Annotated in this window: 12 protein-coding genes and 1 pseudogene; 9 read left to right on the plus strand and 4 right to left on the minus strand. The window is 52.0% G+C overall.

Annotation, left to right across the window (positions count from 1 at the left end; genetic code table 11):
- Positions 1-25: 25 nt before the first annotated feature.
- The gene (locus KF752_03870) at positions 26-1,492 is read left to right on the plus strand and encodes an RHS repeat-associated core domain-containing protein (GenBank protein MBX3420674.1); all 1,467 of its coding nucleotides are present in this window, start codon (positions 26-28) and stop codon (positions 1,490-1,492) included.
- A 769-nt stretch (positions 1,493-2,261) separates the two neighbouring features.
- Here KF752_03870 and KF752_03875 read toward each other — a convergent pair.
- Positions 2,262-2,594 carry a hypothetical protein gene (locus KF752_03875; GenBank protein ID MBX3420675.1) on the minus strand — a complete coding sequence of 111 codons (333 nt, stop codon included), beginning with the start codon at positions 2,592-2,594 and terminating at the stop codon, positions 2,262-2,264.
- Positions 2,595-2,938: 344 nt separating this feature from the next.
- Between KF752_03875 and KF752_03880 the strand changes: the two genes are divergently transcribed.
- The 8 genes and pseudogenes from KF752_03880 (at position 2,939) to KF752_03915 (ending at position 10,630) form a co-directional block, all read left to right on the plus strand.
- Positions 2,939-3,754 (plus strand): hypothetical protein, encoded by an 816-nt coding sequence (locus tag KF752_03880; protein ID MBX3420676.1) that lies wholly within the window; start codon positions 2,939-2,941, stop codon positions 3,752-3,754.
- Positions 3,697-3,951 (plus strand): annotated as a pseudogene (locus tag KF752_03885) (RHS repeat-associated core domain-containing protein). The gene KF752_03880 and the pseudogene KF752_03885 overlap by 58 nt, the downstream one beginning before the upstream one ends.
- Before the next feature lie 33 nt (positions 3,952-3,984).
- Positions 3,985-4,656 (plus strand): HNH endonuclease, encoded by a 672-nt coding sequence (locus KF752_03890; GenBank protein ID MBX3420677.1) that lies wholly within the window; start codon positions 3,985-3,987, stop codon positions 4,654-4,656.
- 13 nt (positions 4,657-4,669) lie between these two features.
- The gene (locus KF752_03895; protein ID MBX3420678.1) at positions 4,670-5,125 is read left to right on the plus strand and encodes a DUF2262 domain-containing protein; all 456 of its coding nucleotides are present in this window, start codon (positions 4,670-4,672) and stop codon (positions 5,123-5,125) included.
- Between the two features lie 56 nt (positions 5,126-5,181).
- A complete protein-coding gene (locus KF752_03900; GenBank protein MBX3420679.1) occupies positions 5,182-6,897 on the plus strand; it encodes an RHS repeat-associated core domain-containing protein in 1,716 nt (571 codons plus the stop codon).
- A gap of 269 nt (positions 6,898-7,166) precedes the next feature.
- Positions 7,167-8,948: a hypothetical protein gene (locus KF752_03905; protein ID MBX3420680.1), complete on the plus strand. Its 1,782-nt coding sequence runs from the start codon at positions 7,167-7,169 to the stop codon at positions 8,946-8,948.
- 379 nt (positions 8,949-9,327) lie between these two features.
- The gene (locus KF752_03910) at positions 9,328-9,525 is read left to right on the plus strand and encodes a hypothetical protein (GenBank protein ID MBX3420681.1); all 198 of its coding nucleotides are present in this window, start codon (positions 9,328-9,330) and stop codon (positions 9,523-9,525) included.
- 331 nt (positions 9,526-9,856) lie between these two features.
- The gene (locus tag KF752_03915) at positions 9,857-10,630 is read left to right on the plus strand and encodes a tyrosine-type recombinase/integrase (protein ID MBX3420682.1); all 774 of its coding nucleotides are present in this window, start codon (positions 9,857-9,859) and stop codon (positions 10,628-10,630) included.
- A gap of 275 nt (positions 10,631-10,905) precedes the next feature.
- On the opposite strand, the gene KF752_03920 is transcribed toward KF752_03915, so the two are convergent.
- The 3 genes from KF752_03920 to KF752_03930 form a co-directional block, all read right to left on the minus strand.
- Complete coding sequence (locus KF752_03920) at positions 10,906-11,289, minus strand: type II toxin-antitoxin system RelE/ParE family toxin (protein MBX3420683.1); 384 nt, start codon at positions 11,287-11,289, stop codon at positions 10,906-10,908.
- Complete coding sequence (locus tag KF752_03925) at positions 11,286-11,534, minus strand: hypothetical protein (GenBank protein ID MBX3420684.1); 249 nt, start codon at positions 11,532-11,534, stop codon at positions 11,286-11,288. The genes KF752_03920 and KF752_03925 overlap by 4 nt, the downstream gene beginning before the upstream one ends.
- Before the next feature lie 688 nt (positions 11,535-12,222).
- Positions 12,223-13,596 carry a sulfatase gene (locus KF752_03930; protein ID MBX3420685.1) on the minus strand — a complete coding sequence of 458 codons (1,374 nt, stop codon included), beginning with the start codon at positions 13,594-13,596 and terminating at the stop codon, positions 12,223-12,225.
- Position 13,597: the final 1 nt, after the last annotated feature.

Here is a 13,597-nt window from a genome sequence, read left to right on the forward strand (position 1 = left end):
CAGGAACCGAAACGGTGAGTCGACTGTGACCGACAACGTGACCACCACACAAACATTCAGCTACAATCGGCAGGGCTTGATGGCTTCGGTCATAACAGACACTAGCGATCAAACCACCCTCAAGCGAGTTGATTACAGCTACGACACGGGCGGGCATCGGGTGGGCTCGGCGGAGTACCAGGCATCCAGCAGCAGTCCCAGCGACTGGACGCTGACCGCCTCGACGCGGTACTTGACCGACGTTCAGAATCCGACTGGCTACTCGCAGGTCCTGCAGGAGACTCATTACTCAGGCGGAGCGCCCAGCAAGAAGATCATCTACACAGTAGGCCATGACCAGATAAGCCAAGCCACCTTCACGATCGACACCTCCGGCCTCCAGTCTCTAACCTCGAGCCTGTTCTTCGGCACCGATGGTCACGGCAGCGTCCGAGTCCTCTATGACGCAGCTGCAGCCATCGCTCAGCAGGCTGAGCTGCAACAGATCTACCAATACGACGCCTACGGCAATCTGCTAATGATCGGACAAGTTTCGCATTTGAGTACGATCACACCCCTCACCGCCTATTTATACAGCGGCGAGTCCTTCGACTTCCGCACCGGCCAGCAGTACCTGCGAGCACGCTGGTATGACCCCCGCACCGGTCGCTTTAACCAGCTCGATCCCTTCGCGGGCAACTCCGCCGATCCGCAGAGTTTCCATAAGTACGCTTACGTGCATGGCGATCCGGTAAACGGGGCGGATCCGATAGGGATGTTTGGAGTTTGGGGATTATTGTTGGGTGCGCGAAATGCACTAGCTGCAACAGGTGCCCTCTATGGCATGGCAACTATTATTGAAGAACTTACTCAGGAACATACAAGGAAAACGTCGTCAGGAATGGGGGGAGCCGATGTCACGGGTCAGTTGGAACGTCTACTAGATAAAGTTGGAGAGGTTTGGGCAACTAAGTCCGACGCTCAGAAGCTGCAAATCTTTAAGAATGCTCATTCGCTTGGCGGTTGGGATATTGTAGAAATGAAGGATTATCAAGACTCGTTTATAGGGCACAATGAGGCGACTCGAACCCTCTCGTATGGTCGTAATGTCTATCTTCAAACTGAGGTCAACTATGTGCTGTGGGGAACGATCAATGCCTTGGCCTACCGAGATCGTATCACCTATACACATCCGCTAACCGGAGTACGCGATGGTGGGATACAAAGCATGGGCGATAGTGTTGCATTGTATCGCGCTGTCCTAGGAGTTTGGTTCTCTACACGCAATCAATATGATGGCACGCTCGCAGGGCGGCGAGCGTGGGCGGAAACAGGATGGAATTATGTAACCCATAAATTCTTCATGCCTCCAATAGAGACTCGGCTCCCGCTGATGGAGCCACAAACGGGTTTCGCAACATATCGAAACCCGCTGCGGGCTCGTATTGGTGATCCTGACCTTCCACTGGATGATCCTCGGAACCTTCTAGCATTGGCAGGAGTAGTACGATGAATGGCAAAGAAAGTGCGAGAAAAAGTGCGGTCTTTACCATGGAACATTACTCCCCTTCAGTATTCCGATTCGATCGCGAGTTTCGACTGTGGTTAATACAACTGGTATTGATCAGCAGTTCGATACACGTGTTACTTACGTGCGTAGGAATTTACGTGTATAGTATTCAGACTCCGAAAATGCTGAGGAATTGGGTTAGGTATGTAATTGAAACAGGAGGTTTCTCAAGTATCCTACTCATTTCGATCTGCGCTGCCTTTATACCTGGGGTATTGTGGTTCCTGATTGGCATGATTTACCGCCAATCGCTTATTTCTCGAAATAAACCCATACTCCCGAGAAAATGGTTTGAGCGGCTTGTGAACCTCTCCATCGTTCCTGCAAATTTTTTGATTTTTTACCTTTTCATTACAGCATAGGTGTTACCAACCGAATTGTGATCGCATTTTCGGTCGAATTGTGACTGTATGGATTTTTAGTTCTAGCGAGGGGGCTTTTGCCGAGTTGTTGAGAATTCTGGAGCAGCAGTCGCGCACTGCTGCATAGATCGTTTCGTCGACGACCGAATTGTGGTCGTAGTTTTAGGACTGGCTGTCAATCTAGCCGAATTGTGGCCGTATTCTTTTGGCGGGTGGGACTTTCCTGCGCTCTGAATTCGATTCCGCTAGTCGAAACGATTCTGCAGACTTCATTTTCCCAGACTTGATTCAAAAAATGCGATCGTTTTTGTCAAACGATCGCATTCTTGATTTGTCGGCGACGAGTGTGGTCAATTGGCCACAGTATGCTCCGATCTGTTGCTACGACCAAGGTCGCGCTGGTACTCCTCTAGCCAACTCTTCAGGATGTCCACGGCTGGCAAGAAGTCGTGCCCCTGGATCATCATCAAGTCGATGTTGTTGAAATTCTCTCCGCAACTGAAGCAGTGGGCCAGATTGTTGCGTGGGTTGACAGTCGCTCGTAGCTCGCCGCACTTGGGGCATTGAAAGCGGAAGTAACCATCACTGTGTTTGGCAATCGGACCGTGTCGACCAAGCCCTACTATCGTCAGCTTCATCGGAAAGTCATTGCGTATCGCACGAAGTAAATCTCTGGTGATCATGTTGACGTCTCCAATGCTGGAAGTGTGAAGTTTGAAGTTGAAGTGTGAGGGAAGCAGACCCCTCACCCCCGGCCCCTCTCCCCGAAGCGGGGCGAGGGGAGTGAAGATCGCCAACTTGAATCTGAAACTCAAGTCTCAAGTCTCAAGTCTCAAGCCTGTAATCAAAAATCGGTCAGATCAACCTGACTCTGCCAGTGCGGCTGGAGCAAGACGCGATTGACAACGTCGATGTCGATCGTCCGTCCTGCAGAAGCCCGAACCGCTTCGAGCATGGCTGACAAGCACAGGTTGCGACACCGACGAAGGACACCATCGAAAAATCAAAGGTGTCAGGAACCGAATCGGTGAGTGACCTAGCGTGGGTCTACGATCTGGTGGGTAATCGCCTATCGCAATCTAAGTTCATCCCGGGCGTTCTCGGCGGGTCTGATAACAATGAGCAGACATTGTACAGCTACGATGCCAACGATCGGCTAACCAGCGAAATGTGTACTGGTACTCAGACGATCCAGGAAGAACCACGGGTAACGACGACGACCAACACCAGTCAGACCGCGTACGCCTACAACAAGACGCAGCAGACCAGCAAGACGACGGTGGCCCAAGAAGGTGCGAGTACCATCACTACCACACAGACGTTCAGCTACAATCGCAAAGGCTTGATGGCTTCGGTCATAACAGACGCTAGCGATCAAACCACCCTCAAGCGAGTTGATTACAGCTACGACACGGGCGGGCATCGGGTGGGCTCGGCGGAGTACCAGGCATCCAGCAGCAGTCCCAGCGACTGGACACTGACCGCCTCGACGCGGTACTTGACCGACGTTCAGAATCCGACTGGCTACTCGCAGGTCCTGCAGGAGACTCATTACTCAGGCGGAGCGCCCAGCAAGAAGATCATCTACACAGTAGGCCACGATCAGATAAGCCAAGCCACCTACACGCTCGACACCTCCGGCCTCCAGTCTCTAGCCTCCAACCTGTTCTTCGGCACCGATGGTCACGGCAGCGTTCGCGTGCTCTACGACGCAGCCGCAGCCATCGCCCGCGACACCGGGAATCTGGCCCAAACTTACCACTATGACGCTTACGGAAACCTGTTATCCATCGGCGACTTTCCACTTCTAACTTCCCACTTCAAACCTCTCCCACGCCGCTAACTACCTATTTATACAGTGGCGAAGCCTTTGACTTCCGCATCGGCCAGCAGTACCTGAGAGCCCGCTGGTACGACCCCCGCACCGGCCGCTTCAACCAGCTCGACCCCTTCGCCGGCAATTCCAGCGATCCGCAGAGCTTTCACAAGTACGCCTACGTGCATGGCGATCCGGTCAATGGGGTCGATCCTAGCGGGATGTTCTTAGCGTTGGCATTCGGTGTCGGAGTCCAAATGTTGTTGCCAGGCCCTGGCGACTTCATTCGTAGCGGCTTAGAAGCATTGGTCCGAGCGTACGTTGTGAATCTGGAATGGGATGTCAAGTGGGCACTCGACATGAGTCTACCTGATTCCTGGGGCAGCCGTTTAGACAATGATTGGGTTTACGCTGCTCTGGGAGCGGGACTTTACAGCACGTTCGACGTACAAATTCCACTCGGTACGTTCAATCCACTGGAACGGTTTAGTGCCGGAGATTACGCGACAGCCTCACTCCGATCCAGACCGAGTAACAACAACCGATTTAATGCGACAAGAATTGGTGTTCCAGGTGGTTTCGCTGGATTCAGCTCAATGGTGCAGCGCACGACAAAAAAGGGTGTCACTCATAATATCAACATTTACCACCATCCAAAGTTTGGAAATGTAGCGATGTTTCCTGATGCCGCTATTCGGCATCAAGTAAAGATCAATCCGACTGGAAAGAGTTCAAGCGATATTGCGGCAGCCAACGAAAAAATGGGAAAACCTGCGGGACACCGTTGGGAAGAGCTTGGTGAACCTCATACTTGGCATCATGACACACGTCGTGGAATTATGCAGCTGGTGCCTTCAAGCATACACAGCGTAAGTGAAGGAGGGGTTCCTCATGTTGGCGGTGCTAAGCTATGGTATCTTCTAGGCTAAAGGGATGCGATATATGAAGAAAAAAGCTAATTTACCCATAACGAAAGAGACTATGATTAAATTGTTTAAGCGCAAGTGCGCGCTTGATGGTGGAGTAACTGGTTATCATGCTGCAGTTCATGCCAATTCATCCAAAATCGATTTAACAATCTACACGACAAGCCATCAACTTGAGGAGAGTCAGGCGCTCCTACATGCGGAAAGACTGCTCAAACAATTCCAACGAGTTGAAAGAGCATTTGGTGATTATGTGGAGAAACATGTCTTGCCAGTAGTTAACAGGAACGCCCCGAAAGCGCAAATGTTCAATCGGAAAGAATTTCTTTCCGGTATGAATCTTGAACAGATTTGGATTGAGGATAACGGGAAAACGACTTTGGCCTTTGAAGGGGAGTTGTTGGATGGGCATTGTTTGATGCTCTATGGCGACTCCGAGGGAAATTTCCATAGCTTCGATACGCCCGGCTAATTGTTACGAAAAATCAAAGGTGTCACGAAAAATCAAACGTGTCAGGAACCGAATCGGTGAGTGACCTTGCCTGGGCCTACGACCTAGTGGGTAATCGCCTGTCGCAGACTAAGTTCATCCCGGGCGTGTTCAACGGACCTGATAAAAATGAGCAGACGTTATACAGCTACGATGCCAACGATCGGCTAAAGAGCGAAATGTATACTGGTACTCAGACGACCCAGGAAGAGCCACAGGTAACGACGACGACCAATACCAGTCAGACCATCTACGCCTACAACAAGACGCAGCAGACCAGCAAGACGAAGGTGGAAGGCACCATCACCACCACACAGACGTTCAGCTACAATCGTCAGGGGTTGATGGCTTCGGTGATAACAGACACTAGCGATCAAACCACCCTCAAGCGAGTTGATTACAGTTACGACACGGGCGGGCATCGGGTAGGCACGGCGGAGTACGAAGCGCTCGTTTCGGCGCCTGAGAGCTGGACGCTGACCGCCACCACGCGGTATTTGACCGACGTTCAGAATCCGACCGGCTACTCGCAGGTATTGCAGGAGACGCATTACTCGGGCGGAGCGCCCAGCAAGAAGATCATCTACACAGTAGGCCACGATCAGATAAGCCAAGCCACCTACACGCTCGACACCTCCGGCCTCCAGTCTCTAGCCTCCAACCTGTTCTTCGGCACCGATGGTCACGGCAGCGTGCGTGCGCTGTACGACTTGGCCGGGGCTGTTGCCACGGTAGGTACAAGCCTGCCGCAGCAGTTCGACTACGACGCCTATGGCAATCTCTTGGGATGGAATAATCTCCAACCGGCGACGACTTACCTCTACAACAGCGAATCCTTCGACTTCCGCATCGGCCAGCAGTACCTGCGTGCTCGCTGGTACGACCCCCGCACCGGCCGCTTTAACCAGCTCGATCCCCTCGCTGGCAACTCCAGCGATCCGCACAGCTTTCACAAGTACGCCTATGTGCATGGCGACCCGGTGAATGGGGTCGATCCGAGTGGGATGTTTGCCCAGGTTGCATTCATCCATTTGCGAGCTGCGTACATCCAAGCTGGAAGGTCTGCAGCACTTGGTGGGCTCCAGGCTGCGGGTCGGAGGTTAGGTGTGACCCTAGCCAAGAATTTTGCGGAATGGTATTACATTGACAATCATATCAATTCTACTATCGATGCATTAGCTGGCCTCGCGTACGACATAAGTGGAATACAAGATCCAGCACTCGCACAATGGGTAAGCAGGGTGAACACCGTGCTTGGGACGATTACAGCAGCCAGGAGAGTCATGAAAGCAGGCCCGCTCGCTGTAGTCCCATTCTTTGCGGCAAACCCTGATTATCGTGGCTCAAGATTGGAAAAGCTTGTAGGATTTTATTCTACTTACAAGATTCAGCAGCGTTACAGCGGCTATGTCGCGGGCGGCTTAGTAGTGTTGGGAAGCATGCCGCTTTTGATCGCACAATTAAACTTTGCCGCTACATTCTCATCTGTACACAACCCAACACTGTCGTTTCGCGGCGTTACCAGTCCATTGGTAATGGTCTCTCGCATGGTACTTGGATCAGCAATAGGTACATCTGGCCCACACGCTTTTTATTCCACGGTGTTTCTACCGGATATAATTGAGTCTGTGCGAGCAGAAATCAGGCGTGACGGCAGCCCTAGATCGGTTGCCTCTGCTATTGAGCAATTGGTTTCAGGAATTCAAGCTGCATTCCCAGAAGAGTTGGGTTTTGACGATGAAGAAGAATGGTGATGCATTGAAAGCCTCAACCGAATGGCGACTTTGGTCTCTACTGCTTTTAGCGCTTGGGCTAAGCTTGCTTGCGTTTGGTCACCACAGCCAATCTCACAAAGCTATTCTCCTCGGAAGAATCTGGGGCGCAATACTGTTGACAACTGTGTTCGTTTCTTCGAGGACATGCTGGAGAATGGTCAACTATATGTGCCGGCCGCTTTTCTTGATTCGACAGTCTACGCGGAAACGCGATCGAGTGCGCGATCGAGTAAAAAGAGAAATTAAAGGTGTCAGCGACGGAAATGGTGAGTGATCTTGCTTGGTCCTACGACCTGGTAGGTTACCGCCTGTCGCAAACCAAGAAGGCTGTAGACGGCGGGTTTGAAGGTCCTTCTTCAAATACTACGGTTGTTACCGAGTACCAATACGATGTGAATAATCGCTTGACAACTGAATCCTTTATCAGCCATACGACCACCATTAGCGATCAGCCCGTGACCACCACATCTGGTGCCCGCACAATCACCTACGCCTACAACAAGACGCTGCAGACCAGCAAGACGAAGGTGGCCGGCAACATTACCACCACACAGTCATTTAGCTACAATCGACAGGGCTTAATGGCTTCGGTCATCACGCAGACCAGCAATGAGAGCTTGCTGCAACGTGTCGATTACAGCTACGACACGGGCGGGCATCGCGTGGGTACAGCGGAGTACCAGGTACCCAGCTCGTCACCGCAGAACTGGACCCTGCTCGCCTCGACACGGTACTTAACCGACGAGCAGAACCCAACTGGTTATTCTCAAGTGCTTGAACAGGTAGTCTATAGTGCCGCAGGTCAACCCACCAAGAAGATCATCTACATCGTAGGCCACGATCAGATAAGCCAAGCCACCTACACGATCGACACCTCCGGCTTCCAATCTCTAGCCTCCAATCTGTTCTTCGGCACCGATGGTCACGGCAGCGTTCGTGCGCTGTACGACTTGGCCGAGGCTGTTGCCACGGTAGGTACAAGTCTGCCGCAGCAGTTCGACTACGACGCCTATGGCAATCTGTTGGGATGGGATGGCGTTCAACCGGCGACGACTTACCTCTACAGTGGCGAAGCTTTCGACTTCCGCATCGGCCAGCAGTACCTGAGAGCCCGCTGGTACGACCCATCCAACGGCCGCTTCATCGGCCTCGATCCGTTCGGCGGTAACTCTGCTGATCCACAGTCGTTCCACAAGTACGCCTACGTGCATGGTGATCCGGTCAATGGGGCGGATCCGAGTGGGGAGTTTCTTGCAGTTGTGGTTGGTGGTCTGGCGTCACTTGGCACTTATGCGTTTCTGCGAAGTAGAAATGACGGTGCAGCACTTGGGGCTCTGGCATTGATCAAGCAAAGTGCTTTATACACCCCTGCAGGTGCCGCAGGTTATTTGGGGACGGGTACCTTTTATGTCGGATGGTTTTCAACTGAGGCCCTATGGTACGCATCGCAAAAACGTCCAGGGCATGACGAGAACTCAAATAAGGCTCTCTGGATCAACAATGTCGAGCAAATATTGCGTCGGCGTGTTACGACTGATTCATCGTTAAGTGTTGGTAATCGAGCAAGAGCGATGGCTGCTACTCGTGCAATCGCAACTGAATATGTTAATGCCGTCCAGAATAATGGCCAAAAGGAACATGGTTTACTAGATGCCAACGAAGCTCGTTTCGGTCACGGTGGATTCTTTGGTTGGATGGGCAACTGGGGCGATCCGGAAAGACACTGTACCACATGGGTTAATCAAATAACGCCTCGACTGGACCACGCAGCTCGTAACTCTGGTTGGGTAGTTCGTGGTCATCACAATCGAATTACTGCAGGCGATATGTTGCTGTTCTGGTGGACGCATTCCTATATTTCAGTCTCGTTAGAACCCAATGCTGGACCGATGGCCAATTCCCAGCAGATCAGCAAAGTAGATTTGGTGTTTGATGCTTGGGGCACAGGCCGTCCAGATGTCTATAGAGGAGATGAATTTACGGCACGTTGGCCAATGATAACTTGGCCAGTAGACCCGTGGGGTGGATAGCGCGAAAAATGAGTATGCGGTCAACACAATTGAGGGAATTGGCCTTATGCGTTGGGGCGACGTGTCTTTGTCATGGGCTATATTCACTGCCAGAGTTTCAATCGACGGCACGAGTCCAGATTGTGTTGGTCACGTCGTTACTCGTAGCGGTATTGTTCATGTTGGGATTTGTCAGTAAGACTGTTCAAATTGTTGGCATCATCTGCGGACTCTCAATGATTGCTCGCATTGATGATAATATGCAGGAATTGGCGTTCTGGCTGTTCGGATGTTGGATGTTAACTGCATGGTCCTTTGCGATTGCAGTGTGGGCAGTCAATCAATTGACGCGACGGCTCGGAAACTCGAAGGTGCCAGCTGCCGAATCGGAGAAACGACCTTGACAGCCACATTCTCCGATACCGTCGCCACCACACAGACATTCGGCTACAATCGCCAGGGCTTGATGGCGTCGGTCATCACTGAGACCACCGGTAGCAGCATCGCTAGTGAGAATGGACTCAAGCGTGTCGATTACAGCTACGACTCGGCTGGCAATCGTGTCGGCTCGGCCAAATTCCAAGCCAACACACAGTGACCTAACACCTGGACTCTGCAAACTTCCACGCGGTATCTGACCGACTCGCAGAATCCAACGGGCTATTTGCAGGTACTCGAAGACGTCGAATTTAGCTCAGGTGGAGCGCTCCTAAAAAAGATCATCTACACCTGGGCTGCCCCCAATTTCTATCCAGTTGTTTTAAGAGTAATGATTGACTAAAAGGTAATGGATCGCTGCGCTGCTGGAGTGGAGGCGCAGCCGGAACGGAAGCAGCACAGCGACGCGCGAATTCCGCCGGTGGCTGGCCACTACCACCAAACGAAATTACTTCCGCTCGGTGAAGCGGTCGATTCACTGGGCGAGAACTATGGGGCACATCGATCATAACCCGATCGAGTACCTGTCAGCCCCCTCCGGTGAAGCGAGGGACGTGTACATCCCAGAGGCCGAATTCGAGTTGCTACTGAAGCACACTCGGGACGAACAGCTTAAGAAGCTGATGCTTGTCACCTACGAGATTGGTTGTCGGCCTCAGGAGTCACTGAGGCTAGAGATCAGGCATGTTGACCTGGACAACAGACGATGGGTCTTTCCTCGTCAGGAGGCGAAGGGGAAGAAGGCTCCCCGAGTGATCTATCTCACTGACCGAGCGTTCGAGATTACTCGTGAGCTCATTGCCGGACGAACGACGGGCCATGTCTTTCTGGATTCCAAGAACAGACCATGGACGCCCGCGAAGACTAATTCGATCCTTAAGCGTGTCCGTGTTGCCATGGGTAAGGAGGTCATCAAGGCGAAGGGGATTGTCATTGGCGAGGAGGAGATAAATCAAATGGCAGCCACCATCAATCCTACTCGGATGGCCAAGGGCAAACGAGTGAAGCGCACCAAAGCCGAACTGAGAACGCAAGCCAAAGCCAAACTCATTCGGCAAAAGTGCAAGGAACTGGTTCCCAGCTACTCGCTGTATGCCCTTCGCCACACGTGGGCGACCAACGCCCTGAAGTCGGGGCTGGACGCTTTGACCGTCGCGATTCTGATGGGCCACCAAGACCCATCGATGCTCGCCAAGGTCTACCAGCATCTAAGCCACAGTCCCCAGCACATGCTGGCCCAGGCGAAGAGGGCGGTTGGGGAGTAGAAATGCTGAAGGAATTGTAGCGGGCCTTTTCCATAAACTCGCTCTTGGAAGCCCTATCCATACTTTCGCCACGAATATTTCGCATCAGCTAAATCAGAATCGTGGCGAAAGTCGTTGAAGGCATCGGCAAGAGACTGTACTCGGTCTGTCGCTAGATCGGCTAGACCTTCCCTCACTCCGGCCAGAGCCTGTTGTCATTCTTTGCGATAAGCGTAATGTCCCAGTTGCAAATCCTTGTTTAACGAAAGACTTCAATTCGTTTGGAATGTCTTTGATCATTGGCTAGATTGAATCTTTTGAACTAGCCTTTTCAATTCCAAGCGAAGCGTTGGGCTGAGTTCTCCTAGTAACACCTCGAGATCACGACTTGCATGAGCAATTGTTAGGACTGCAAGCCCTGTCTTGATCCGTACACATGCCAGTAAGTGCTTCTCGACGCGGTAGAACAGAAGATCAGTTCCAAGTTCTGGATTGGGACGAGCAAGATCAGGGTTTTCTTCCAGTAATCGAAAGGCCTTTTCAAACTTCAGGATATATTTTGCGACAACTGCTTTGCCCCACGTTTGAATCGAGTAGTCTTCTATCTCAAGCAGATCGGATAGCGCGCGATCAGTTAGATAAATTGAAAATGTCTGGCTGGACTTTTTCTTTGGGCTCACGACCTGGCCTTTTTCAGCATGTCAGAGACCGAACCCCGGAATTCAGTCATTCGACCGTCTGCCAGATCCTGGAAGCCCTCCAGAATTCCTTCTCGTAGCTTTTGCGCTTCGAGCTGCAGTTTCTTTTGTCGTAAAATATCACGGACGAACTCACTGGGTGTCGCATACATGGTGCCGTCACCTGAGTGCTGATCAACAAACTCTCGAAGTTCATCAGTAAGGGATAAGTTTAGTGAAGATGACATTCAAACCTCCGGGTTAGCTGTACTCGGATAAGTCTAGCATATCGCCCGTTTGATGGCAATATTTGCCACAACTAGCGTGCTGCGGGATTGCTACGGCTGGATTTCTGATAATTGTTCATAGGCCTATAGTCACTGTTTGTGGGCCTTCTTTAAGCCGATGAATTCCTGATACAATCTGACGAAAAAAGCCCTCGCATCCATGCAAGGGCTCTTCGGGGCCGAGCGGCCCGCTCCGGTTCTAGGACTTGCTTTCCAGTCTCACTTCTTAATGTGCCTGAGCACCGATGGCTTGGCACGACGTGGTGGTGGAGCCAAATGGCTTGGTCCCTTCTTTCGCTTCTCAAGGAAAGACTCAATGTCAGACTCTCTAATTCGAATGGCTCCCCGGCCAGGTCCAACGCGGTAATGGGTGATGGCTCCTGACTGAAGTAGTTTGTAGGTCTCTAGTAACGTTAGGCCCACACGTAACAGAGCCTGAGCCGTGCCGGCGAGTTCCGCTGGTCTGCTTTCCAAATGCGGAATCAGGAGTTATGAAAGTCTACGAGCCCAGTCGGGCAGGAGGACTTTGATGAACAAGTAGCGCCGGAAGCATACTAGCCAGCAGATAATCAAGAAGCTGAGGGACGCCAAACCAAAGCCCTTCGCCGACATTCATGCCTAGCTTAGATACACACTCGAAACCGGCGAATTATTTAGATGGCTTCTCCCGTGACGGAAGGTGCTGTGCCAAATCGGATTTCACATTGATAAACTGGGGTCTGCCAGCCAAGTTGTTCCATTCATATTCGTCGTTGGAATGATCGTACAGTTCTTCGCTGCCATCGGCGTAGCGAATATAGCGCCATTGCTCAAGACGCACAGCGTGATTGCCACGACCGTGAGTCGTAATGGCCGCTTGGTTCCATACAGCGCTCGGTGTTCTTAATAGAGGTTCGATGCTTATTCCCTCAACATGATCTGGTATCGGCAGATTAGCCAATTGACAGATGGTCGGATATACCGATATCAGATCAACGGGGCGGTCGCACACTGAACCGGCTGTGGTGGTACCCGGAGCCACAACGATCAGCGGAGTCCGGGTCGGTTCTTCCCACAAGGCGAATTTTCGCCAGTGTTGCTTCTCTCCCAGCGACCATCCGTGATCGCCCCACAGGATGATCAGCGTGTTTTCGCGAGCAGGATGGTTCTCTAGTGCATCCAATAAACGCCCTACATTCATATCGGTGTAGGTACAGGTCGCGAGATAGCTTTGGATGGCCGCCTTCCATCGGCCGGAATTCAGAAATTTTGCGTGGTCGCCAGTGGGATTGGCCATCTTGCGCCCCGCATCAGGGATGTCGTCCAGGTCATCCTGGCGATAGGGTGGCAGCTCAATTTCGTCCAGCGGAAAAGCATCGTAGTATTTCTTGGGAACCGCGAATGGCAAATGGGGCTTGTGCAATCCACAGGCAATGAAGAAGGGTTGGTCTCGTGGCTGGTTCATGCGATCGATGCACCAATTGACCGTATGCCAATCCATCAAGTCTTCGTCGTTCAGATCCACCGACAATGGCACATGGTAGCCATTGTTTTTCTCCACACCTTTTCCAGCCGCATGCAATCCGTGGCCATTCATGTACTCTGTCCATTCGCTGGGAAAATACTGATCTGAATGGAAAATCTTTCCGGCCCCGGCCACGTAGTAGCCAGCCCGAAGAAACTGTGCGGTCAACTGCTGACCTTCCGTGAGATGTTCTTTCCAGCGATCACCGTTTTTGTAGCATCCAGTCGTCCAGGGGCGCTGGCCGCTCATCAATGCTGCCCGCGAAGGTTCACAGGCCGGCGCAGCGCAGTAGGCTTTAGTAAACGTCATTCCCCGGCTGGCTAGTCGATCAATATGTGGGGTTCTAGCCTGGCGATTACGCTCGAGATGCGTCACCCAGTGATTCAAATCGTCCACCGCAATGAACAAGACATTAGGGCGCGCATTACCGCGCGTCGACTCGCGTGGTTGTTTCTGTTGGGCAACAGCGGCAACTGGCCCGCCCAGGATTAGCAGTAGCAGAAGCAAGGTGTGTTTCATT

The sequence above is a fragment of the Pirellulaceae bacterium genome (genome assembly GCA_019636385.1).
In the GTDB taxonomy this organism is placed as follows: Bacteria; Planctomycetota; Planctomycetia; order Pirellulales; family Pirellulaceae; genus Aureliella.